21 protein-coding genes and 1 pseudogene are annotated in these 23383 nt (G+C 59.2%); 20 read left to right on the top strand and 2 right to left on the bottom strand.

From position 1 onward, the window contains the following. Positions 1-212: 212 nt before the first annotated feature. The 5 genes from M3461_20395 (at position 213) to M3461_20375 (ending at position 3913) form a co-directional block, all read left to right on the top strand. Positions 213-452 (top strand): hypothetical protein, encoded by a 240-nt coding sequence (locus M3461_20395; protein MDQ3776543.1) that lies wholly within the window; start codon positions 213-215, stop codon positions 450-452. Between the two features lie 470 nt (positions 453-922). After that, a complete protein-coding gene (locus M3461_20390) occupies positions 923-2062 on the top strand; it encodes an undecaprenyl/decaprenyl-phosphate alpha-N-acetylglucosaminyl 1-phosphate transferase (GenBank protein ID MDQ3776542.1) in 1140 nt (379 codons plus the stop codon). A 900-nt stretch (positions 2063-2962) separates the two neighbouring features. After that, complete coding sequence (locus M3461_20385; protein MDQ3776541.1) at positions 2963-3499, top strand: hypothetical protein; 537 nt, start codon at positions 2963-2965, stop codon at positions 3497-3499. 21 nt (positions 3500-3520) lie between these two features. Continuing rightward, on the top strand, positions 3521-3673 hold the full coding sequence (locus tag M3461_20380; GenBank protein MDQ3776540.1) for a hypothetical protein: 153 nt from the start codon (positions 3521-3523) through the stop codon (positions 3671-3673). A 72-nt stretch (positions 3674-3745) separates the two neighbouring features. Further along, positions 3746-3913, top strand: a complete 168-nt coding sequence (locus M3461_20375) for a hypothetical protein (GenBank protein MDQ3776539.1) — start codon at positions 3746-3748, stop codon at positions 3911-3913. A gap of 19 nt (positions 3914-3932) precedes the next feature. Here M3461_20375 and M3461_20370 read toward each other — a convergent pair. Continuing rightward, positions 3933-4110, bottom strand: a pseudogene (locus M3461_20370) (IS3 family transposase). Between the two features lie 171 nt (positions 4111-4281). Between M3461_20370 and M3461_20365 the strand changes: the two are divergent. The 15 genes from M3461_20365 to M3461_20295 all read left to right on the top strand — a co-directional run bounded on the left by M3461_20365 (position 4282) and on the right by M3461_20295 (position 22573). Next, complete coding sequence (locus tag M3461_20365) at positions 4282-6630, top strand: polysaccharide biosynthesis tyrosine autokinase (GenBank protein MDQ3776538.1); 2349 nt, start codon at positions 4282-4284, stop codon at positions 6628-6630. A 196-nt stretch (positions 6631-6826) separates the two neighbouring features. Further along, complete coding sequence (locus M3461_20360; protein MDQ3776537.1) at positions 6827-8101, top strand: polysaccharide biosynthesis C-terminal domain-containing protein; 1275 nt, start codon at positions 6827-6829, stop codon at positions 8099-8101. After that, entirely contained in the window at positions 8101-9216 is a 1116-nt protein-coding gene (locus tag M3461_20355) for a glycosyltransferase family 4 protein (protein MDQ3776536.1), read from the top strand. The genes M3461_20360 and M3461_20355 overlap by 1 nt, the downstream gene beginning before the upstream one ends. Beyond that, positions 9213-10079 (top strand): class I SAM-dependent methyltransferase, encoded by an 867-nt coding sequence (locus M3461_20350; protein ID MDQ3776535.1) that lies wholly within the window; start codon positions 9213-9215, stop codon positions 10077-10079. Before M3461_20355 ends, M3461_20350 begins: the two co-directional genes overlap by 4 nt. Before the next feature lie 392 nt (positions 10080-10471). Next, positions 10472-11335: an FkbM family methyltransferase gene (locus M3461_20345; protein ID MDQ3776534.1), complete on the top strand. Its 864-nt coding sequence runs from the start codon at positions 10472-10474 to the stop codon at positions 11333-11335. Further along, positions 11332-12255, top strand: coding sequence for a glycosyltransferase (locus M3461_20340; GenBank protein MDQ3776533.1), 924 nt, complete (start codon positions 11332-11334; stop codon positions 12253-12255). The genes M3461_20345 and M3461_20340 overlap by 4 nt, the downstream gene beginning before the upstream one ends. Then, a complete protein-coding gene (locus M3461_20335) occupies positions 12248-13372 on the top strand; it encodes a glycosyltransferase (GenBank protein ID MDQ3776532.1) in 1125 nt (374 codons plus the stop codon). The genes M3461_20340 and M3461_20335 overlap by 8 nt, the downstream gene beginning before the upstream one ends. An 11-nt stretch (positions 13373-13383) precedes the next feature. Further along, entirely contained in the window at positions 13384-14637 is a 1254-nt protein-coding gene (locus tag M3461_20330) for an O-antigen ligase family protein (protein MDQ3776531.1), read from the top strand. 47 nt (positions 14638-14684) lie between these two features. Continuing rightward, positions 14685-15779: a glycosyltransferase gene (locus M3461_20325; protein MDQ3776530.1), complete on the top strand. Its 1095-nt coding sequence runs from the start codon at positions 14685-14687 to the stop codon at positions 15777-15779. A gap of 823 nt (positions 15780-16602) precedes the next feature. Continuing rightward, positions 16603-17271: a TylF/MycF family methyltransferase gene (locus tag M3461_20320; GenBank protein ID MDQ3776529.1), complete on the top strand. Its 669-nt coding sequence runs from the start codon at positions 16603-16605 to the stop codon at positions 17269-17271. A 222-nt stretch (positions 17272-17493) separates the two neighbouring features. Beyond that, the gene (locus tag M3461_20315; GenBank protein MDQ3776528.1) at positions 17494-18186 is read left to right on the top strand and encodes a hypothetical protein; all 693 of its coding nucleotides are present in this window, start codon (positions 17494-17496) and stop codon (positions 18184-18186) included. Between the two features lie 557 nt (positions 18187-18743). Then, positions 18744-19046, top strand: coding sequence for a hypothetical protein (locus M3461_20310; GenBank protein ID MDQ3776527.1), 303 nt, complete (start codon positions 18744-18746; stop codon positions 19044-19046). Then, the gene (locus tag M3461_20305) at positions 19043-20626 is read left to right on the top strand and encodes an SDR family NAD(P)-dependent oxidoreductase (GenBank protein ID MDQ3776526.1); all 1584 of its coding nucleotides are present in this window, start codon (positions 19043-19045) and stop codon (positions 20624-20626) included. The genes M3461_20310 and M3461_20305 overlap by 4 nt, the downstream gene beginning before the upstream one ends. Further along, the gene (locus tag M3461_20300; protein ID MDQ3776525.1) at positions 20613-21611 is read left to right on the top strand and encodes a hypothetical protein; all 999 of its coding nucleotides are present in this window, start codon (positions 20613-20615) and stop codon (positions 21609-21611) included. The genes M3461_20305 and M3461_20300 overlap by 14 nt, the downstream gene beginning before the upstream one ends. Then, complete coding sequence (locus M3461_20295; protein MDQ3776524.1) at positions 21608-22573, top strand: polysaccharide deacetylase family protein; 966 nt, start codon at positions 21608-21610, stop codon at positions 22571-22573. The genes M3461_20300 and M3461_20295 overlap by 4 nt, the downstream gene beginning before the upstream one ends. A 621-nt stretch (positions 22574-23194) precedes the next feature. On the opposite strand, the gene M3461_20290 is transcribed toward M3461_20295, so the two are convergent. After that, on the bottom strand, positions 23195-23383 hold a 189-nt coding region (locus M3461_20290; protein ID MDQ3776523.1), incomplete at its 5' end, for an ISAzo13 family transposase.

Here is a 23383-nt window from a genome sequence, read left to right as displayed (position 1 = left end):
TACGCTGACCTGGCAGCAAATGGTGATAGGGTCTCCATCTTAAGCCTCTCGCGCAGTGGCACGAACCTTCCCTGAGGGGATCGTGAGGAAGGCTACGGCAAAATATCCCACCATGTCAAGAGGTCTCCTCCGGTAGGTTTCCGGTAGGTACAACGCAGAGTTGTGCGTTGTATGAGACTGAACGGTAGCCATTGGGTCGATCATAGGTGCCAATGGTGATCGACAGGAACGAGACGCGAGTGTGCGCGCTAGAGCAGCTCAGGGCCTTCCTGAAGGGGACGGGGGGAGTCCGGCTCCAGTCCGTCGGGGACGAGGAGGGGCGCTGCTCGCACCTCCAGGCGGTACTCAAGCGCTTTACCAGCCTCGACCTACCGTCGGGTCAAGCGCGGACGGACAAGGGGTTGGTGCTGCGCTATCTGGGCCGCACCACGGGCTATTCACGGCAGCACTGACCCGCCCGGTGCGGCAGTGCTTGGCCACCGGCGGGCTCACCGAGTGCTACCGTCCGCCGGCACAGGGCCATCCCCGCAGCGTTATGCAATGCAAATCAACGCCTTCTGCGCCGCATACCTCAACCCCTCCCTAAACTTCCACCGACCCTGCCCGTTCGCCGAGGACACCATTGATCCTAGGGCAGGGTTAAAGAAAAGAGGTATAATACGAAGTTGTGCGGCGGCATGAGTGAGTCGGCGTATCCCTTCCGCGTGAATCAAACTTCGGCATAGGTCGTGGCAGGAGATGCCACCCATGTTGTAGATCCGTCAAACGAACGTGCAGAGGAAGGGGTTTTGCATGCGGAACGAGCTCGCGCGGGAAGGCGCGAGGAGGAGGGTGAGGTCGCTTGCTACAATTAAGGGATGTTCACCAATTCAGGAGCGAGGTTGCTTGTATGGAAGTCTTCTGGGGTTGCCTAATAGCGTTCTTGTCCACGGCGGGCATTATTCGTGCCCTTCGCGCTGTTGCCCCGCACGTGGGGCTGGTGGACAATCCGGATGGGCTGCGCAAGCGCCATGAAGGCTCAGTGCCTTTGGTGGGCGGTATCGCGATTTACCTGGGCTTCGTCTCGTCGATGATAGCGCTGACGCCAGTATTCGAAGGCCTCCCGTGGCTCATGGCAGGGGGGCTGCTTTTGGTGGGTGTCGGCGCACGGGACGACTATTGCCCGATCTCTGCCGAAGGGCGCCTTGCCGCCCACATCGCGGCGGCTTTATTGGCGATCTACGGGGCCGACGTGCGGCTCTATGACCTGGGTAATCTGTCCGTCGGGGGGGGCGTGCTCCCGCTGGGTGTGCTTGCTGTGCCGTTTACTGTGGTCACGATGGTGGGGATAATCAATGCAATCAATTTGTCCGATGGCGTCGATGGTCTCGCCGGTATGCTAACGGTCTTGACATTATTGGCGCTCATCGTGATGGCCAGCCTGGCGGGGCGTTACGAGCTATTCCAGATTTCGATATGCCTAGCCAGCGCGATGACAGCGTTTTTGCTCTTCAATCTGCCCGGCGCCCGGCGGCGTAGCGGGCGCGTATTTCTGGGGGATGCGGGAAGCACGTTGTTGGGATATCTACTCGCGTGCTTGCTCATTGCTTCATCCCAAGGTGACAATCGAGTGTTCGCACCGACAATCGCGCTGTGGTTAGTGGCCCTACCGCTCGGTGACACGATCGCGGTGGGGGCGCGCCGCCTGGCGAGCGGGCGATCGCCATTCCACGCCGATCGCACGCACCTTCATCACCTGGCTTTATCAGCGGGCTTGTCTCAACGGCAAACGCTTTTTCTCCTCAGTGCTATGAGCATGTTTTACATCATAATTGGGCTCTTAGGATGGTTATTCCACGTTTCGGACCTTGCGCTGCTTGGCCTTGCCTTATTCTTCTCCTTCCACAATTTGTGGTGGACCGGTCGCGCTTGGACCGTCCGCCGCTTTCTTGGTCGCAGGGTCTGTCGCCGCTCTGGCAAGGATAGAAGACAAATAGCCACGTCGAATATTATGCGGGAATGTCGGCGAGGCGATCGACGCCTGTGCGCCGACCTAAACACACGGAGCATCCAAGCGATCTAACACCGCACTGAGCGCTTAAGCCCCTTGCTAAGACCCCGCCGACACTTCGAGCGCGAGAGCAAAGCCCATCGCGTTCGCTTGCTGGCGGTTCACACAGCGACCGCCGGCCTCGCTCGTCCGACTCGGAAGACGATGCACGAAGTGGCTGCACATCGATCGGCTCGGGCTGCTACCGGGCTCCGCGAGCTGAACAGGCGGCCGTCGCTCGATGAGGCCTTCGGGGGGGGGGCGATTGGCCGACGCCTTCCGCGACGACACATTTGATGCTGGCGAATGTGATCGGCCGGGACCTCTTCAGAGCCACTCAGAACACCGGGCACGACATCGCTCTCGAACCGCAGGTCCGGCGGACCGCCCCCGCCGTCCGACCGCGTCGCGTCCGAGGCTCGCTGGTGAGCGGGAGCGGCCGAGCTCGAGGCCAGCGCGCTCGACGCCGCCCGCGGCGTCCTCTGGGAGATCGAGACCGCTGCCTGAGGATGTGACGATATTTCGCAGCTTCCGGCCTGGGCGTCTGCCGATCGCGTTGGCCCTCCTGCTGGGCCTCAGTCTGACGATCCATCTGGCGATCCATCTGGTGTTGGGCTGACCGCCCGGGCGAACCCATGGGAGAACTACGCCGGTCGTGGCTACCTGGATCTCGCTGAAGCCCTCGTCCGCGGTGACGGATACACGGGTATCCGCACCTGCATGCCGCTGTATCCCCTGATGCTGGCTGGTCTCCTGAAGGCTACCAGATCGGCCGCACGCTGTTTTCCCCGGTGGTGGGCCTGGTCGCCGGATTCGTGCTAGCCCTGCATCCGTACCTGGTCAAGCTGCCATGCAGATCATCGACACCGGCCCTTCGGTTGCGTTCTCCCGTTGGTACGTCTCGTTTCGGGGCCGGCCACTGTCATCCTCGCCATGGTCACCCTCATCGGGTTGGTACTGCAGCGGCGACCCGGCCTTGCCGTCCGGTCGAGCGCAGCGTTCCTCATCGTGTGGATGGCGGTCATGTTGCCGTGGTGGGCGCTGGACTACCTGCGCCAGCACCCTGGCGAGGCCATCCTCACCGATGTTCGCAAGGTCGTCTGGCTGTACGGCTGGCACAAAGTCCCACGCTCCTTTGCCAACAGCAGCCCGAAGTGGGACGCGGCCGAACACCGGGTCGTCGACGTGGCCGCCTGCGCCCGGCGAGGCATGCTGTATACCGTCTACTGGGTCCCGGTCCTCGCCCTGTTCTTGTGGGGTCTGGCGCAGCCGATCACTCGCGCGGAATCTGCTGCCTGTCTATGCCTTCCTCGGGGCCAACGCGGTCGCCGTCGCCCTCACCTTCGCGGACACCCGCTATCGCCTGGAAGCCGAGCCACTCATTGCCGCCCTTGCGGCGTTTGCCGGCGTCGACGTGGCCACGAGCCTCTGGCGGTGGGTACAGGAGCGGCGAGCCCCTTCGACGAGTGAACGCCTGTGCCCGAGCACCCGATGAGACCCCTGTCCCGCGCGTGCGGGATCTTCCTCGTGGTCGCCGGGCTGAGCACCTTGCCCCCGTACCTGGTCCTCTTCACGCTTCTGGAACTCTGCCGCGCCGACGCGATCCTGGCCTCCAGCATGGGCTTTGCCGTGAGCGCCTCCTGAACTACGGTCTGAACTACCGGCTCGCCCTCCACAGGACCGTCCTCACCGCTCCGCCCTGCCACGCTTTGTGACATGGCCCTGGCCGGGCTGCGGCTCAACGGGGCGATCGTGCATGGCAGCGTTCGCTGGCTCAGCCTGCACTATCTCGTCGCTCAGGTCTCCGCCACGCTGCGGGTGCTCTTCACGTGGGATTTCGCCGTCGACGGAATGCATCAAATGCCGCCGGTGGTGCTGCGCTAACCTTCGATGAACCCGAAACGATGGCTTGGCGTGGCCTCGACCAGGTGGCGAACCGCAGCCGGTCGCGCAGCTCCAGTTCGAGTGTCGTCAAGTAAGTCTCGCAGAGGCGGTTGTCGTACGCGTCCCTGACCGAGCCCATTGAGGGCCGGAACCCCGGCCTCGCGACAGCGGAGGCCGAAGGCGAGCGAGGCGTACTGCCTATAGCTTAGACCGTCCGTCGGGTACATGCGGGTACGCCATGACGGGTTTGGCGAGGCCTCCTTGCTACTTCTAAAGCGTCGCCCTATGATAGACTAATCATTGATTCTGGATAACACAGCAAGGTGCGCATTATGCCGAGGGCACGGTTGAAGAGAGCTTCTTCTAGGATGAACAAACCCGCGTCTATCCCCGCGGAGATGGTTCCCGCGGAGGGCCGCTACCACGGCGGGCCGCCATCCAATCTCAACCTGACACAGGAGGAAACGCCCGAGTTCGTCGAGCACTGGCGCGCGATCATGCTCGACAAGTGGAGGATCCTTGCGCTCGCAGTGCTTGTTGCCGTCATCGCCTACGTGGCCGTTTCACAGATGGCGCCGGTCTATCGGTCCAGTGCCACGGTGCTGATCGATATGGAGAGACGAAGCCTACTGCAGATCGGCGATGCTTACAGTGGTGCGATCCCTTACTACAAAGAGTACTTCCAGACCCAGACAGACATCCTAAAGTCGCGTGAGGTCGCACGGCGAGTCTTCACAAAGCTGAAGCTCGCCGAGCATCCGGAGTTCGATCCGCGCCAGAAAAAGCCGTCTGCGCTCGAGAAGTGGATGAACGAGCATCTTCCGGCTTCGGCGGCGTTACATTCGAAGCCTGTCGGTGCGCTCGACAAGGCGTCACTCGAGGATCAGGTACTGGAGGCCTTCACTGCGAATCTGTCTATCGAGCCCGTGCGTTTGAGCCATTTGGTCAAGGTAAGTTTCGAGTCCCACAACGCGATGCTGGCGGCCGCTGTTGCCAACGCAACTGCAGAAGCGTACATGCAGGCCGACTTGGATGCGCGCTACAAAATGAGCGAAAATGCCGAGCAATTGCTCCACCAACAATTAGCGGACCTCAAGGCAAAATGGGACGCATCGGAGAGGGCGCTGCAGGCCTACCGCGACCGGGAAGGCATGCTTGACAGCAAAAACACGGTGCTTAGCGGCGCCGGCAGCCAGCTAGAGGCGTTGACCGAGAAGCTCGTGGAGGCCCGGCTTCGCCGCTCTGAGGCCGAGCAGGCCCAAAACCAAGTGAGGGCAGGTGATTACGAATCGGTGCCTGAGGTTGTCAAAAGCGTGTCGGTGCAGCGGGCCAAGGAGATCGAAGCCGAGGCGGAGAGAAAGGCTGCCGAGGTTTCGCAACGCTACGGGTCCAACCACCAGAAGTTTCTGGCGGCTAGCAGCGATGTGAGCGCTGCGCGAGCCAACACGCGAAGACAAATTCAAAATTTAGTGGCGAGCGTCACTAAGGAGTACGAAGCGGCTCGGGCAACGGAGAACACGATTGAACAAGCACTGGCGCGGTCCAAAGGAACGATTCAAGACCTCAACCAGAAGGAGATCGGGTTGGGTGTGCTCGAAAGGGAGGCGGCCACTAACCGGCGGCTCTACCAGACTTTCCTGTCTCGCTTCAAAGAGACCAACGCCAGCAAGTATTCCCAATCATCCCACGCACGCCTCGTTGACGCAGCCGTGCCGGCTTTGTTGCCCATACGGCCGGCCAAGGCACGCACGGTGGCGATTGCCGCGGCGCTGAGCCTGTTTCTCGGCGTGATTGGCTCGCTACTCCTGAAGGCCCTGAACAATACGGTAAAAACGAGTAGAGACGTCGAAGCGAAGCTTCGTCAGCCGTTCTTGGCCGCATTGCCGGTACTGCTTGGGAACGGCAAGCAAAATACCGCCCGCGCCGTGCTGGATCAACCGCATGGGCTCTTTGCGGAATCGATACGCACTGCTTCAACCGGAGTGCTGCTTTCGGCACTCGACACCACGCGCCCGATCGTCGTAGTGACATCGTCGGTGCGAGAGGAGGGAAAATCGACCTTCGCGATGAATCTGGCCTTTTCGCAGGCAAAGACCAAACGCGTGTTACTCATCGAAGGCGACATGCGTCGCCCCTGTTTTGGCAAAGTAATGAACCTTTCGAGGGAGCAGAAGGGACTGTCGCAGCTACTCTCGGGCGCCTGCACATTCGAAGAGTGTCTGCTGCAGGTCGACGGCACTTTTGTTATCTCCGCAGGGCGTATTCCTGCCAAGCCACTCGAACTCTTAGCGTCCCAAGAGTTCCGCGATTTGCTGGCCATGCTGCGCGATCGGTGCGACATGATCATTATCGACAGCCCGCCGGTGCAGTTGGTCTCCGATGCGCTGGTGATCGGCAGTCAATCCACCGGCCTGATCTACGTCGTGATGGCCAACAAAACACTGGCTCCGTTGGCGAGGGCAGGGCTCAAGCGCATCGCATCCGCGAACATCCCGATCTTCGGTGTGGTACTGAACGCGCAGGACTTTAAGAAGGCGGAGAGATATTACGGGGATTACGCAAGCGTATCAAGCGCTGCCTACTATTTACCAGCTCCCCAGACACCAAACGAGAAGAGGGGTTTCCGTGCTGTTGCAACCAGTCTACTCCGGCGGACTTTCGGGCGTTGGCGCACTCGGCAGGTCTGGAAAATCAAGAAGCCGAATATTGCTATGTAAGTTGTTATTTCAGTGTTCTTTTGCGTTGCACCCCGTATTGGCATGCGTGGATCCTTCTTTTTTACGACGGATCATCGCCGGCGAGTAAGCAGTCGAGACGTTAGCAGGGCGTGAATAAAGTCAAGTGAGGGTTCTTGGTGTCATTCGCTCCCGGATGACAAGGGCGCATCCTGACCATTATGCCATCGCCAAAAGCATGGTCTGGATTGCCCTGTTTGTCCTCCTGGGCAGACTTGCCGGTGCGGCCAAGGAAATGGCCATCGCTTACCGCTACGGTGTCAGCGCCGAGGTGGATGCCTACCTCTATGTACTGACTCTTGTAACTTGGCCGGTAAGCATATGGTTCAGTGTGTTGGTCGGCGTATTGGTGCCGTTGGCGGCGCGCATACGGCACGATTCCACGACGCCAGATCTGCCACGTCTTCGCGCGGAGCTTTTTGGCCTGTCCGTCGTGATTGGGCTGGCGTTGGCGACTTTAGCTTGGCTTATCCTGCCGGCAGTGCTACGCGCCCCTTGGACTGGACTGTCCACCACGACCGCCGCGTTGGCCCTGGAGACTGTGCCAGTGCTCCTTGTGGCGGCGCCGATAGGCGTGGTGACCAGCCTCTTTTCCGCCTGGATGCTGGCTGCTGGCCGCCACGCAAATACCCTGCTGGAGGGCGTACCCGCCTTGACCATAGCGTTGAGCGTGGTCGCCTTTTCTGGAGCCGGCGTCGAACCGCTGGTTTGGGGCACTTTGGCCGGTTTTGCCTTTCACCTGATCAGCCTCGCCATCCAGTTGGCTAGGCACGGCGAGATCGAGGTCCCGCGCTTTACGCACCGCTCCCCGCACTGGGCGACCTTTTGGCAGGGTTTTGGTATTAGCCTGGCGGGCCAGGCGCTGATGAGCTTAATCGGCATCATTGACCAGCTTTTCGCGGCTCATCTCGGCACGGGGGCTATCGCCACGCTCGGTTACGCCAACCGTGTGCTCGCCCTGATCCTCGGACTCGGCGCGACGGCGGTTAGCCGGGCGACCCTGCCGATCTTCTCAAATACAGCGGCGCAAGGGGGTGTGCAAAGGCGTCGTCTGGCAAACCAATGGGTACTCCTACTGTTTACGTTCGGCGTGCTCGCCTTGATTGCTGGTTGGGAGCTTACGCCGTTGGCGGTACGCCTGTTGTTCGAGCGAGGGGCTTTCATGGCGGAAGATACTTTGGCGGTATCGGAAGCCCTGCGGGCCGGTTTGCTGCAAGTACCCTTTTACTTCGCCGGAATTGTACTGGCGGCGGTCTTGCTTAGCCAACAGGAGTACAAATTAATCGCGCTCAGCGCCACGATTAATTTGATTGCGAAAGTTGGAGCAAATCTGGTATTGGTGCCGCTGATGGGCGTCAGCGGCATCAATGCAGCGACGGCATTCATGTACTTGGTTTCCTTGGCCACGCTTTGGTGGTTTACGGCTTCCTTCACCAAGCGGAGCGTCCCCTGATGCGGCTGCTTTTTTTCATGCACTCCCTCTCCGGCGGCGGTGCCGAGCGCGTTACGGCGAACCTCGCCAACTATTGGGCTGCGAAGGGCTGGCCCGTTACCATCGTCACGCTGACGCCACGGAGCCTTGATTTCTATGAGCTCGATCCCGCGGTCGAGCGCATTGCGTTGGAACTGGCGGGCGAAAGTCGCAATGTCCTGGCCGGTTTATGGAAAAATCTGCACCGTGTGCGGGCACTGCGGCAAGTGTTGCGACAGGTACAACCCGATATCGCCGTCGCCGCGATGAGCACCGCCAACGTCATCCTAGCGCTGGCAACGCGGGGCTTGGCGAATGTGTGCGCCATTGGTGCCGAGCGCACCCATCCGCCCCAGTTACCTTTGGGCGCCCAATGGGGAGCGCTGCGGAGATCTACCTACGGTCAATTAGCTGCCGTTGTTGCGCTCACGCAGGAAAGTGCGGACTGGCTCAGGATGCACACCAGCGCCAAGAGGATTACCATCATCCCGAACATGGCGCTTTGGCCCCTGGCGGTTCAAGCGCCACGTCTTAGCCCGGAAACAGTCCGCGTCGCCGATCGGCATATCCTCCTGGCAGTTGGTCGCCTGGCCAAGGAGAAGGGATTTGATTGGTTGATCGAGGCCTTCAGGGCATTGGCTCAGAAGTATTACGATTGGATTTTGGTTATTCTCGGCGAGGGCCTAGAACGCCGCGCGTTAGAAACCCACGTTCAGGCCGCCGGGCTAGACGGTCGTGTATTTATGCCCGGGCGTGCCGGCAACGTTGGCGAGTGGTACGAACGGGCTGATCTCTACGTGATGAGCTCCCGCTTTGAGGGATTTCCCAATACGCTTGCCGAAGCCATGGCGCACGGCCTGCCCGCAGTGAGTTTCGATTGCGACACTGGCCCGCGGGATATCATTCGCCCGGAGGTTGACGGGTTGCTGGTGCCGCCGGGCAATGTCGATGCCCTGACCGCCGCGTTGGATCGAGTAATGGGCGATGCCGCTCTCAGGGTTCAGTTTTCCACTCGGGCGATCGAAGCACGGGAAAGGTTTTCGATGGACAGGATCGCTGGGATGTGGGAAGAGTTTTTTGCGGAAGTGAGGCTGTGACAGCGCACGCACAAGAGGCCTCTCGCGGGGATCGATTTGAGTTTGGTGCCAACTGGGCGCGTTTCCTGTCATTAGTGAACGAAGACCGTATCGCTCAGGCAGAAAACTCGCTAAAGGATATGCTAGGTGTGAGCAACCTGCAGGGCAAGCGCTTTCTTGATATCGGCAGCGGTTCTGGATTGTTCAGTTTGGCGGCCCGCCGTTTGGGCGGCGTTGTTCACTCTCTTGATTACGACCCCAAGTCCGTAGGCTGCACTCAGGAGCTCAAGCGACGGTATTTTGCGGGAGACGGCCTGTGGCTGATAGAGAAAGGTTCGGTGCTGGATCGAGCGTACCTGGCCCGCCTCGGGCAATTTGATGTGGTGTATAGCTGGGGTGTCCTGCATCACACGGGCGCAATGTGGCAGGCTTTGGAAAATGTGGCGCCTCTGGTTGCCGATGGTGGGCAGTTGTTCATTGCCATTTACAACGATCAGGGCACCTGGAGCAAGCGGTGGCGTGTCTTGAAGCGGATCTACAACGTCCTGCCACGGTTTGCTAGAAAGCCATACGCTTTGACTGTGATGGCGCCGCGCGAGTTGAAGTTTCTCGCCATCTTCATTCTGAAGGGAAGGCCGTGGGGCTACTTCTCGAACATCCTCAATTATTCCAAGCACAACCCTCGTGGAATGAGCTACTGGCACGATTTGATCGACTGGATTGGCGGATACCCATTTGAAGTCGCCACGCTCGATACGATATTCCATTTCTATCGCGATCGAGGTTTTGTCCTTTCTAGGCTCCATAGCTGTTATGCGGGTGGTCATGGGTGCAATGAGTTTGTATTTGTCCGGGGATCACGATTGAAAGGTGACGAAGCATGACTCGTTTATCTCGCCGGGACGGTAATGTGAACGAGTGGTACGAGTGGGCTGATCTCTACGCCTACTGCGTTATGAAACATGATATTCGCCACGAGGTCGATGGCCTGCTAGCCCAGGCGGGGGACGTGACTGCCTTGCAGTCCGCGCTGGATCGGTTGATGGGCATCGGTCGATGGGCGATGCGAACGTTACAGTTTGACTCCCGACCGACGGAGGCGCAGGCAAAATGCCCAATGGAACGAATTGCGGGATTGTGGTAAGAACTGTCAGGATGTCCAAATGCCTTCCATAATTACTCTCTGCGCCGTCGGCCCGAACGACATACCTTCAGTCCTTAAAGGTAGGGGTACGACGTATCTAATAATCGTCCGGGATGATTTTCGGGGTGCCGGGTGAAACACTACATCCGCATTATCTTCGCTCAGAAGCATCCGATGCGTTTTATTGTTTCGCGCTTGTCCGCTGAGAAACATCCCGCGCGCTTTCTCGTTTCGCGCTTTCTCAGAATGACTAAGCTGTGCCGTTTACTACACATCCAACGAACCGGTTATGTGCTTAAGTTTCACCCCGCCTCGCTGGCGATGGCCCTGTGGGTTGACCCTCACTGTAGCCGTTTGGACTCGGAGGCTATTCGCGCTCTGCTTAGGCCGGGGGATTCGTATGTCGATGTCGGCGCCAACATCGGCCACCTCACGATCGAGGCGGCCTTTGCGGTTGGCGACACAGGAAAGATTACGGCTTTTGAGGCTCACCCGCGCACTGCGGAGTACCTGCGCGAAAATGTGGAGCTCAATAACCTGACCAGCGTTCATGTTGCCCAACTGGCCGTGGGGGACGCTTTCCGATGGGTAACCTTCAGTGATATCGACGCGGACGACCAGAACAAGGTCTTGCCCAAGGGGCGGGGTATCATGGTCCCGATGGTCAGACTCGACGCATTTTTCGCCGGCGAGGCCATCACACTTCTGAAAGTCGATGTCGAAGGATGGGAGAAATTTGTCTTTCTTGGTGCCGGTCAGGTTCTAGAGAACGTAAGTTTTGTCTATTTCGAATGCTGGGATGAGCATTTTCGGAGGTCCGGCTATTCCTTTCTTGATATCTATGACATTCTTTCATCGAGGGGATTTACGATCGCGTCCGTGAAGGACGGTGAACTGCTGCCGATTCAGCGTGACCACACATTCCCGAAATGCGTCAATCTTTTTGCCTTCCGGGATATGGAAAAGTTTGTGGTCAGGATGGGGCTGGGCGCATGAGCAACTCACCTCTCTTCACGGTCTTCACCGCCAGCTACAACCGCGCTCAGACGCTACCGCGGGTGTATGAGAGCCTCAAGCGCCAGACCCTTCGGGATTTCGAATGGCTGATCGTCGATGATGGCTCCACTGACAATACACGACAAATGGTGCAGGGGTGGTGTGCGGCGGCCGATGTCCCGATCCACTATATCTGGCAGGAGCACGCACACAAGAAAGTCGCGTTCAATCGCGGGGTGCGGGAGGCACGTGGGGAACTGTTCCTAAGCTTGGACAGCGACGATGAGGCGTTACCAGAGGCGCTGGACACCTTCAAGCAGGTGTGGCGAGATATCCCAAAGAATGATCGGCACCGTTATTCCGCTGTTACCGCGCTTTGCGTGGACCCCGCTGGAAATATTGTAGGGAGCCGCTTCCCTGCTGACATTCTGGATTCGAATTCTATAGAGACTGCGCTTAGATACCGGATCAGGGGCGAAAAGTGGGGCTTTCAGAGAGTCGATGTTCTCAGGGAGTTTCCTTTTCCAGAAGACGTTGTCGGCTTGGTTCCTGAAGCAATTGTGTGGTATCGAATCGCAGAAAAGTACCTCACCCGTTATGTGAATGTGCCACTCCGAGTTTACCACCCTGGCCAAGATAGCCTGACCGCCGGACTTTCCGATTCTCACAGGCGATCGGATGGTCGGACACTCCTTGCACGAGAGATCCTCGAGCACCATTGGAGGTGGGGTGTCGTGAATCCGCTGGCGATCCTCAAGGAAGCCGTTGCGTATACCTGCTTCAGCATGCATTTGGCGTCATCACAGGGCGGCAAGCGATGGCCGTTGAAGGGCGTGGTTCTTCGGCTGGTGGTGGCGTTGATGTGGCCCGTCGGGTTCGTGCGATACCACCTTGACAATCGCAGGTCGGAGCGTGGCTGAGGGCTGTACGATCAAGCGGCGGCGGGTGTTGTTCGTGATGCCTACTCTGCGGGGGGGCGGGGCGGAGCGGGTGATGATCACTCTCTTGTGCCATCTGGATAGGGCGCGATTTCAACTTGTGTTGGCCGTCGTAGATTCTCTCGAGGCGGCGTATCGCGCCGATGTGCCGAAAGATGTAGAGTTCATCGATCTGCGGTGTACACGCGTACGATACGCCTTGCCGAAGATCATGCGCCTGATTTGGCGGAGTCGGCCGGATGTGGTGTTTTCAACCCTCGGGCATCTCAATCTGGCGTTGGCGATGCTTCGCCCTCTGTTGCCAAACGGGGTGCGCTACATCGGTCGAGAGGGTTGTGTCGTCAGCGAGACTTTGACTGAATATACGCATCCCCGCCTGTGGGCTTGGGCGTACCGGCGCTTTTACGCGCGTTTCGATGTCGTGGTATGCCAGTCTTTGGACATGCGGGACGACCTGGTCGGCCATTTCGCTTTTCCCCCCGTTAAGGCCGTGATTATCCACAACCCCGTGGATATCGAACGCATCCGGTGTCTCGCCGCTGATGTCAGTTCGAGAGACCATGAGCCCGCGGCGTGGCGTACCGAAACCGCGCCGCACTTGGTCGCCGCCGGGCGCTTGTCGCGCCAGAAAGGCTTCGATCTGCTGATCGAAGCCTTGGCGCTGTGTGACGGCAGGCAACCGCGGCTCACGCTACTGGGGGAAGGACCGCTGCGCGCGGCGCTCGAAGAGCTGGCGCGGCAGAGGGGCGTGGCGGAACGGGTGCGCTTCGCCGGCTTCCAGAAGAACCCTTATCCTTTCTTCGTGCGAGCCGATGCATTTGTATTGAGCTCCCGCTACGAGGGGTTTCCCAATGTCGTGTTGGAGGCGTTGGCGTGCGGCACGCCGGTGATCGCCATGCCGTCGCCAGGTGGGGTAGCAGAGATAGCAGAGCTTGCGGGCGGCGTGCTGCTTGCCCCGGCAGTGGATGCTGAATCCTTGAGCGTTGCAATCAAGCGGTTTTGTGGCGGGGAGACCGGAACACGGCGGATTACGCTCACGTCGTTTCACGTCGGCAAGATCGTGGAGCAGTACGAAGCGTTGCTGATCGCTGAAGCCTAAAGCTGCTGCTCATGAACGTTAAATATTCTGACATATCGCTCGCTGTTAGCCCTGATGCCAGGGTTCAGGGAACCGCATCGAGTTCACAGTTTGTTTTTCTCGGTTTGTACGAGGTCGCTGTACTGGTTGTCGTCCTATGCCTGGTCTACCTCGAGATGCCGAGTTACATCTCCACGCTAAACGATAGCCTCCTGCCGAAGTACTTCTATTACGCATTCTTTGTCGCTCTGGCGCCGTTGCTGATATTGAGATTCAGGTTGCTGATCTCCTACGTGATCTCGCCGTTTTCCCTTTGGGCGTTTGCACTGGTCATGCTTTATACTGCTCATCTCGTGGTGGCGCTGGCTGATGGTGACCAGAGCAGGGTCGACGTGATCGGCACTAGGATCCAATATGCCGTCCTCGCGGTCCTGCTAGGATTCGCTTGCTCGATCACCCGGACCACATCTTACGAGCGTATTTTTCCTTTCCTGGCCGTTCTTATCCCTACCACGGTGATCGTCGACTTCCTGCATCCGGGCGCGTTCTATCCCCTCGGCAGTGAAGGGACGGTCCCGGGGCGTGCCGCCGCAACGTTTTTGAACCCAACCAAGGCGGGTGAGGCAATGTTGCTAAGCTTGCTACTGGCTATCCCGGTACTGCGGCCCCGGTATCGGGCAGTACTCCTATTCTTGGTGGGTGCGGGGGTCATCCTGACTTTTGCTCGTGCGGCCATCCTGGGCTGGACGTTGCTCTGGCTTTTCCTGGTGGTGAGGAAAGCAGTGCCTAAATACACCCTTGCTGCCCCGATGGTGGCACTGGGCGCTCTCCCTTTGCTGCTGGGCAGCTTTGAGAGCTACCTAGAGGGGCGTGAAGACCTTTCTGCGGGTCTGGACAATGTTCTGGGCCGACTGGAGTTCTTTCAGGACCAAGTATTGGATGACGCCAGTGCGTTGGAGAGAGCGCAGGTCTTGGAAGCAGGCCTGGACCTATTCCTGGAGAACCCCATCTTCGGCGCAGGTGCCGGTGCAACAGATCTGTGGTCGCTGGGGGCCAGCACACACAACCAGCTCGTCATGCTCGCTGCCGAGTACGGTGTCTTCGGGATAGCGCTATGGATTTGGTTAGTCGTGATTCTATGGAAGGGACAATACTTTCAGGACAAGACGTTTCATTTGACTGCAGTTACCGGCTTTTTCTTTCTGTCAATATTTACCCATAACATGTTCGATTTCCTCTACTGGCTCGTGACATTCGCACTCATTTCCGGTAAACGAAGGGCGTGAAGGTAGTCTTTATAATCACCGGGACCAACGTGGGCGGCGCGGAAATAATGCTGCAGACGATAGTCACACGGCTTTCGCCCGAGTTCAAGCCGCATGTAATTTCGATGACCGCGGTAGGCACAATCGGACAGAAACTTCGCGCGCGTGGCGTCCCGGTGGAAAGCTTGGGCATGCGGCAGGGAGTCCCGAACCCAGTCGCACTGATGCGCCTCATTCGACGCCTGCGAGACCACAAGCCGGATTTGGTTCATACCTGGATGTATCACGCCGACCTCATGGGCGGCGTCGCGGCACGGCTTGCCGGTGTTCCCACGTTGGCGTGGTGCATCCACAATAGCACTCTGGCCCCGGACTATAACAAGAGCCAAATTGTGGCTGTCGTAAAGGCCAACGCCTTTTTGTCGCACCGGGTGCCTGATCGAATTCTGTGTTGCTCGGAGGCTGCGCGGAAGATCCATGTCGCGTGTGGCTACGCGCGTGAAAAGATGGTAATGGTACCCAACGGGTTTGACATTTCCCACTTCAAGCCGGATGCGAGCGCGAGGCGGTCCGTGCGGGTGGAACTTGGTTTGTCGGTCGAAACCGCCCTTGTCGGGTTGATTGGCCGGTGGGATCCACAGAAGAACCATGCAGGATTTTTCTCGGCCGCCGCTGCGCTGCACCTTCGACGGCCGGACGTGCACTTCCTGCTTGCCGGGCACGGGGTCGACAATGCCAATCAGACCATCCAACGAACTCTTGCCGCCAATGGCCTGACAGCGGTGACGCATCTGCTTGGCTTGCGCGATGACATTGCGCGCCTGATGGCGGCCTTGGACGTGTTAGCTTCTTCTTCTTCTTACGGCGAGGCGTTTCCTCTGGTACTGGGAGAGGCTATGGCGTCCGGCGTCCCGTGCGCAGTTACGGACGTGGGCGATTCCGCGTATATCGTCGGGGACACCGGCAGAGTGGTGTCCGCCGGAGATATGAAAGGCTTGGCGCACGCGATGGAGTCGCTACTGGAAATGCCGGCGGAGGCTTCGTGGGCACTTGGGGCGCGAGCGCGAGCGCGAATCACGGAGAGGTTCGAAATATCCGCTGTCGTGCGCCGTTACGAACAGTTCTATCGTGAATTGTTTGAGGCGCGACGAGCGCCCTCTTGAATTAGAGGCAACGATTTCGGCTCCGCTTAAATATTCGATGAATGGTTCAATAATAATCACCAAGGCCAAGTCTAAGCTACAACTCTGCAGACTCGGTTTGGCTAATGCAGGGTTAATTCCGCTGGTCGTTTGGAAGTGGCACAAACTGCGCGCTCGCTATTTCTCAAGCGAGACGCTTACTCTATCCAGCAGATATGCAATGTTTCCTCTTTATTGCCGTCCAGGAACCAGCGACATTGATGTCTTCCATGGGGTATTCATTTCCCGGGAATATCGATGTCTGGATAACGACCGTGATGTGGAGCTAATATCATAGATTGCGGCGCCAACGTCGGTTACTCGTCCGCCTATTTCTTAAGTAGGTTTTCGAACGCAAGTGTCATCGCATCGAACACGATCCAGAAAACTTTGCGATGCTTGAAGCCAATCTGGCGCCTTATGCAAGCAGGTTTCGTGCCTTTCGTTCAGCAGTGTGGTCGAGGCAAGTAGGGCCGGTTATCTCCGAGCTGTCATTCGATGGAAGAGAATGGGCGCGGATGGTAAGCGAAACTCGCACGGGCGACAAACCTGCAATGGTCGCTATCGATATTGGGACGCGGTCGTATACGGCATTGGAAAAGGTCAAGTCCCTGGTTTCCTGTGAATTGGCGAGTGGGATGCGCTGCTGAGCGGCGCGGCCCGCCGCAATTCTTATGCATGTTCATTCGGCTGGACTCCTTTGAGAAACGAGGAAGGTGGAACCTCCAAGCTTCTCAAACCCAGTCTAAATGAGCAACAACCTATTGCAACATCACGGCTAGGCATCCAAATCAGGAGGAATCAGATGAACACAAAACTCGTAAAACTGGTCAAAGAGATACTATTTAACTCCCCAATGAGGAGGTATTTGTTCCCGAGCTATGCATATAATTTTACTGCGTCGCAGTTATGTTTCCTTTGCCAATGCATTGAGGATACAAAATGCATCGAAGGGGCCATAGCTGAAGTTGGATGCGCCCATGGGTCCACAACAATATTTCTTAACAAATATATGGATGCTCAAAATATTCAAAAGGATTACTATGCAATAGATACCTTTTCAGGTTTTGCTAATGAGGACACTGGGTTTGAAGTAGCCAATCGAGGGAAATCCAAAGAGCTGTTTACTGGATTTCAAGGCAACAAAAAGAAATGGTTCGACGGAACGATGCAGCAGAACCAGATTACTCGAGTCCTTTCTATAAAAACCGATGTAAACGAATATGATTTGACGACACTGGGTCCGCTTTCCTTTTGTCTGTTGGACGTTGATTTGTATCGGCCCATGAAGAAGGTATTGCAAGAGCTTTATCGGGTATTAAGCCCAGGCGGAATTATGGTGGTAGATGATTGCGATTCGTCAAATATTGCGTGGGATGGTTCAGATCAGGCATATAAAGAGTTTGGGAAAGAAAGAAATCTAACCCCTCACATTGTTCATGGTAGGCTTGGAGTAATAAGAAAGCGTCCCTAACACAGTGGCTACAAATTACCGACTCAGGTCATGGGGGGAGTGTCTAGTCGCGTGCAGGGTCGGTTGCTAACGACGTCCGGTGTCTAGAAAAAGCAAATAAAAACGATGTAACCTTGCAACCTTTTTGTCGGGTGCCTAGCTTCGTTGGGAATGCTTTGATCGGTTATTGAGTCAGCTGCCGGTTGATGGTGTGTTTGGTTCTCCACAGGGATCGATTGTGTTGTGATTCGCACCGTCGTGTTTTTGCGCGAAGGGTATCGTCTGATGTGCGGAATTGGCGGCTACGTACAGGCCTCCGGTTGCTCCGTTGAAACTGGCAAGGCAGTCGCGCGAGCGGTGACTGAGGCGATTGGTCATCGCGGGCCCGACGACGCGGGGATCTGGCTGGACGCCGAGGCGGGGGTGGCCTTTGGCCATCGGCGGGCGTCTATCATCGATTTGTCGCCGGCCGGGGACCAGCCAATGGTGTCTGCATCGGGCCGCCGGGTCATCGCCTTCAACGGCAAGATTTACAACCACGTCGACGTGCGGCAGGTACTCCAGGCTTCGGGGATCCCGCCGGGATGGCGGGCATTCCGATACCGAAACGCTTCTGGCGGGCTTCGAGGCATGGGGCATCAGGCACGCTGCGGCGGTGCGTCGGGATGTTTGCGAGCGCGGGATCGGACCGAACGTCTGCATCCATCGGATGCGCGATCGCCTCGGCGAGAAAAGCCACTCTATTACGGCTGGGCGGGTGATGCGCTCCTGTACGGCGTACTCTCTTGTTTCGACCGGATGCTGTTTCGCGGCTCCTCCCGATCACATCCGGCTGGGGCGATGCTCTGCCCGAGGTCCACCCCACTGGGAGGCACGCCGATCAGCGCGAAGTCGCTGAGGATGCCATCACCCACCTATGAGTCCGTTAGCGAGTGATCTGGTAAGCGCTATCCCACTACTTCCTCCCGGTCAAGGCCTCTTGACCGGCACCGGCACCGCGCACTCGCGCCCGGGCACCGGATGCCGACCCCAGAGTCCCCACCAACTCACCGGGGCCGGCGCTTCCGCTCCGGCGCGGACCGCTTTCACATCACAAGATCAACCGGCCAGCCCGTCCGACGAAATATTGCCGACACATTCTCCGTTGACAACTCGCGTTGAAATCCCTATCCTCTCCACAAAGCCTGCCGCGGCCGCCCGTCACCGGCGAAGACTACAACAGCCACCTTGTGAAACGCGTTGAATACCTTATCCTTTGCCCGCGCTTCCCGTTGCTCGCCTTTCGCCGAGGCCTTCACCGTGTGGGAAAAGCCCGGAATCCGTGCCCAACTTCTCGATACCGCCACGAGCAGGCTGGCGATGGGTTTCGTCACCGAACACGACGACTCCCTGCACGGTCTCAATGCGGTCTCGCCGGCGTTCACGTGCGCCCTGCCCTTTGCCGAGCATGTGTGCGACAAGTGCGCCGCATATACTCCCTCTCCGACGGTGAGATGAGCAGCAAAGAGCAGGTCGTCCAGAGCATCCTCGAAGTGGCCCGCGAGATGAACGAGTCGCTGGCGCGGCGAATTGACATCGAGCGCGGCGAGGACGCTCCGCTTTTCGGCAAAGAAGGCGTGCTCGAGTCCCTCGGCTTGGTGTCGTTCATCGTGGCGGTCGAGCAGGCGGCTCGACGAGTCTCTTGGCGTCACCGTGACGCTCGCCGACGAACGGGCGGTCTCGCAGCGCGCCAGCCCTTTCCGGACGGTCGGCGCGCTTGCCGATTACGTCGTGGCACAGACGACCGGGCAACATGACTGACTCGGTCACCGTGGTTACGGGCAGTCGCAAGGGCATCGGTAGGTTTCTCGGCGAGCACGCTCTCGCCGCCGGCGGCATCGTCGTCGGCTGCAGTCGCGACGAGTCGGACCTGCGTCACGACCACTATGAGCACTGCAGGGTTGACATCTCCGATGAGTCGGCGGTCATTCAATTCTTTTCGAACGTGCGCAAGAAACACGGCCGCGTCGACCACCTGATCAATTGCGCCAGCGTGGCCGCGATGAATCATTCGCTTCTCACGCCGGGAAAATCGTTCCGCGCGATCTACGAGACGAACGTCTTCGGCACGTTCTACTGCAGCCGCGAGGCGGCGAAGCTGATGCAGAAGCGTCATTACGGGCGCATTGTGAACTTCAGTACGGTGGCGGTACCGCTCAAGCTCGACGGCGAGGCCGCGTATGTATCAACGACGGCCGCACATGAGTTACTCGTGCGTCTGCAAATGATCGGACATCCGGGCTTGATCCTTTTTTCCTCTGGATCGACAGGAAAGAGCAAGGCGGCGGTACATGACTTCGTGCCGCTGCTGGCGAAATTCGCGGTCCGCCGCGCGTCGCGGCGCATGCTGGCTTTCTTGCTGTTCGACCACATCGGCGGCGTGAACACGCTGCTGTACGTGATCTCGAATGCCGGCACGCTCATTACAGTCGAGGATCGCTCGCCCGCCGCGATCTGCGCCGCCATTGAGCAGTACTCGGTCGAGGTCTTGCCGACCACGCCGACGTTCCTACACCTGCTGCTATTGAGCGACTCGCACAAACAATTCGATCTGAGCGCTGCTCGCGCTCGTTGGGGCGCGGTGCGTCGTCGTTCCGCTGTCGTCTGCCATCAAGGAACAGAGAACCGAGTTTCTAGTGATCGCAGAGATGGAGGCGATCGTCGATCTCAGCGATCCGGCCGGCGCCTCGATTCAGCACGCAGCCTGAAGCTGGTGACATACGGAACCGAGGTCATGCCCGAGAACACGCTGCGACGACTACGCGAAGTCATGCCGCACGTGGAGCTGCAACAGACCTACGGGTTGTCGGAGCTCGGCATCCTCCGCTCGAAGTCGAAGTCGTCCGACTCACCTTGGGTGAGGATCGGCGGCGAGGGATTCGAGACACGCGTGCGCGACGGTTTGCTTGAGGTGCGTGCGCGGTCGGCGATGCTCGGATATCTCAATGCGCCGAGCCCGTTCACTGAAGACGGCTGGTTCAGGACCGGCGACGCCGTGGAGGTCGACGGCGAGTACTTCCGGATCCTCGGGCGGCGCTCGGAGATCATCAACGTCGGCGGAGAGAAAGTTTTCCCGGCGGAAGTCGAGACTCTACTGGAGACGATGCCCGGCGTGGAAGAGGCGGTCGTGGCCGCGCAGCCGAGTGCGATCACAGGACAGGTCGTCGTCGCACGCGTGAAGCTCTCGGCCGAGGAGAGCCTGTCGGCGTTCCGCACGCGGATGCGCCAGTACTGCCGCGACCGCCTGGCTCCTTTCAAGATCCCGCAGAAGGTCATCCTCGTCGACCAGCCGATGCACGGCGATCGTTTTAAGAAGCTGCGTCGTGAGCGAACCTAGCGCGCCGGAAGTGGAACCGTTCGCCGAGCCGTGGTTGCGGCCGTACCTTGATTTCGCTGCCCGCGCGTTCGGTGCGCCCGCGTATCAGGCGGACGAGCGCTACACCCGCTGGCTGTATGACGAGAATCCGCATGGCGCGGCGTCTGACGGCACGGTGGTCATCGATGGCGGGCACGTCATCGGCTGTCTTAACAAAATTCGCTTGCTCTGGCACCTGGACGGCCAGAGGCAGCTCGTCGCGACGGCGCACAATCTGTACGTGCAGCCGGAGTCGCGCAGTGGATTGGGGGCGATGCTCGTCCTGCACGCGATGCGCGGCGAGGCGGCGATCTTCATCCCCGGCGCGCCGGACACAGTGGCCGCGATGTACGAGAAGCTGCGCTGGCCGTCGATCGAGACGCGGTGGTTTCGCCTTCTTTCGCCGAGTGTGACGGGAGCGCTGCACGCCATCACCGGCCGCGCTGCGATGTACGACTCGCTCGCGCGCGGCGCGATGCGGATCACCGCGGCGCCGACCGAGGAACCGATCGACGCCTGCATTGAGGCATTCAACCGCGTCGCAACCGGGGCAGTCATGCGGCCGTACTGGACGCGCGAGACGTTCGTCTGGCGCTTCTTTCATCGTCTCGGACCACGACACGTTCTCGCTTCGCTCGATCGCCGGGCGTTCGCGCTATTCTCCTGTGGCGTGCGCAAAGGCATTCGCATCGCGCGGCTGATCGATGCCGCGTACGACGATCCCCAGGATTTCCTCTCCCTGCTCCAGTGGGCTGCGAAGTTGCTCGCCCGCCGCGGCGCGCTGCTGGCGTGGAGCTACAGCTCGCGCGCGGAGCTCAACGACGTCATTGCGAAGCTCGGGTGGCGTCCGATTGAAAACGCGCCCCGCAGTTTTCTCTATCGCCGACGAGTTTCTTCCGCGACGCCTGCCGCGGTGAACGCGTCGGCAGGCGACTTCGGCTTCGAATCGATCCTCGATCACCGATGAGCGGCGTCTTCATCATCTCGTTCGACTGCGAGGGAAAGTGGGGCGTGGCCGATCATCTCGACGCGCGCATCGAAGAGTCGTTCACGACGGCGAACCTGCTGCAGAACTACCGCGACCTTCTCGCGCTGCTCGGCGAGCACGGCCTTCGTGCAACATTCGCGTTCGTCGGCGCCTACACGTTGAGCGCTGAGGCCTTTCTCGATCGGCGGGTGGAGTTCGAGCCGCTTCTGTCGAGTTCGTGGTGCCGCGTATTCGCGGCGGCGCTGCAGCGGGGGCAGCTCGAGGGGTGGTTCAATGCCGAGGCCGCACGGCTCGTCGCGCGGGCGGGAGGTCACGAGATCGCGGGCCACGGATTCTCACATCGACCACTCACGCCGGCCGACGCCACGCGCGACGAGGTGCGATGGGAGCTCGATGCGCTCCGCCGCCTCGACCTCTTCCACGATCAGTCGTGGACTCTCGTCTATCCGCGCAATCAGATCGGCTATGTTGACGAGCTTGGCGATCACGGCATCGTCGGCTACCGCGAACGGAGGCAGCACGCGTTCGGTCGCGCCGGCGCTCTACTCTCCGAGCTCAATGTCGTCGCCGCGGCCGAGCCGCACGCGAGCGACGCGGCGGCGATCCGGATTCCGGCAGGCTTTTTCCTCAACTGGCGGAGCGGCGGGCGGCGCATGCTTCCGGCCGCCGTGACGGTGCGCCGTTGGACGTCGCTCCTTCGCGACGCGGCGAAGCACGACCGCGTGGTGCACCTCTGGAGTCATCCACACAACTTTCTTACGGGTGACGGCATGCTGCCGATGTTCCGCGAGATTGTGCGAGTGGCGGCCGCGATGTGCACGAGAGGAGATCTCGTCAATATGACGCAGATCGACTACGCGAAACGCGTGAAGTCCCTTGACGCAATTGCAGTCACGCCTTCCGCAGAATCTCGGCGTCGTCGCGATTCCACGAGCACGTAGACAACAGTGATGGCGAGGCCGCCGGTCAACAATCGTGACCACCCGCCCTCCAGCGGCTTACAGACGGCGGCCGCCACCGGCGCAGCGGCCATCGCGGCCGCGGCGGTCCGCAGCAGTCCGCTGCATGTCTGCGCCGTTGGGAAAGGGGGTCGGACTTCACCTGCCCCCGTATTAAGGGGGCGACAAGATCAATGTGCTGGAACTCGGGCCAGGGGATTCGCTATCTACGGCCGCGATCGCACGCTCCCGTGGCGCGTCGCGCACATGGCTCGTGGATTCTGCCCCGTTCGCGATAGCGGATATGCCCGGCTATGTCGGGCTCTTCGAGTTGTTGCGGCAAAGGGTCCTCGCTCTGCGTTTGGAACGCGATCCGCAGACCCTTCCCGATCTTCTCCAACAATGAAAGGGGAGTATTTGACCCAGGGGGTTCGGTCACTGGCGCACTTGCCTGCCGATTCTGTGGATTTCTGCTTTGCGCATACCGTCCTCGAACATATTCCGAAGCGGGATCTTCGGTTAATTGCCGCTGAGTTTTTTCGCGTATTGAATCGCAATGGCATATGCGTCCATCGGGTCAATTTAAAGGGCCACTTAGGCATCTAGCATAAATAACTTGAACAATTATCGGGCTGGTGTGGGATGAATACTGTAGTTCCATTCGCCGTGGAATTCGTCTGGCGTGAGCTGGACCGTGGCCAATTCAGCATTGCTGACTTTGATCCCTTTGGCATAAGGCCGTTCATCCAACGCCGCCTGGATTTTCAGCCCGCCTTGGGTCGTGGTCGCCCCAATGAGCTCAATGATCACCTC

The organism is Pseudomonadota bacterium (assembly GCA_030860485.1).
In the GTDB taxonomy this organism is placed as follows: domain Bacteria; phylum Pseudomonadota; class Gammaproteobacteria; order JACCXJ01; family JACCXJ01; genus JACCXJ01.
Note: the sequence above shows the minus strand (reverse complement) of the source record. Positions and strands in the feature narration are given on the sequence as shown.

Coding starts and splice junctions, on each gene's coding strand:
- M3461_20395 (MDQ3776543.1), top strand. CDS start 213: ATGGTGATCGACAGGAACGAGACGCGAGTGTGCGCGCTAGAGCAGCTC.
- M3461_20385 (MDQ3776541.1), top strand. CDS start 2,963: ATGGTCACCCTCATCGGGTTGGTACTGCAGCGGCGACCCGGCCTTGCC.
- M3461_20380 (MDQ3776540.1), top strand. CDS start 3,521: ATGAGACCCCTGTCCCGCGCGTGCGGGATCTTCCTCGTGGTCGCCGGG.
- M3461_20375 (MDQ3776539.1), top strand. CDS start 3,746: ATGGCCCTGGCCGGGCTGCGGCTCAACGGGGCGATCGTGCATGGCAGC.
- M3461_20365 (MDQ3776538.1), top strand. CDS start 4,282: ATGAACAAACCCGCGTCTATCCCCGCGGAGATGGTTCCCGCGGAGGGC.
- M3461_20360 (MDQ3776537.1), top strand. CDS start 6,827: ATGGTCTGGATTGCCCTGTTTGTCCTCCTGGGCAGACTTGCCGGTGCG.
- M3461_20355 (MDQ3776536.1), top strand. CDS start 8,101: ATGCGGCTGCTTTTTTTCATGCACTCCCTCTCCGGCGGCGGTGCCGAG.
- M3461_20340 (MDQ3776533.1), top strand. CDS start 11,332: ATGAGCAACTCACCTCTCTTCACGGTCTTCACCGCCAGCTACAACCGC.
- M3461_20330 (MDQ3776531.1), top strand. CDS start 13,384: ATGAACGTTAAATATTCTGACATATCGCTCGCTGTTAGCCCTGATGCC.
- M3461_20325 (MDQ3776530.1), top strand. CDS start 14,685: ATGCTGCAGACGATAGTCACACGGCTTTCGCCCGAGTTCAAGCCGCAT.
- M3461_20320 (MDQ3776529.1), top strand. CDS start 16,603: ATGAACACAAAACTCGTAAAACTGGTCAAAGAGATACTATTTAACTCC.
- M3461_20310 (MDQ3776527.1), top strand. CDS start 18,744: ATGAGCAGCAAAGAGCAGGTCGTCCAGAGCATCCTCGAAGTGGCCCGC.
- M3461_20305 (MDQ3776526.1), top strand. CDS start 19,043: ATGACTGACTCGGTCACCGTGGTTACGGGCAGTCGCAAGGGCATCGGT.
- M3461_20295 (MDQ3776524.1), top strand. CDS start 21,608: ATGAGCGGCGTCTTCATCATCTCGTTCGACTGCGAGGGAAAGTGGGGC.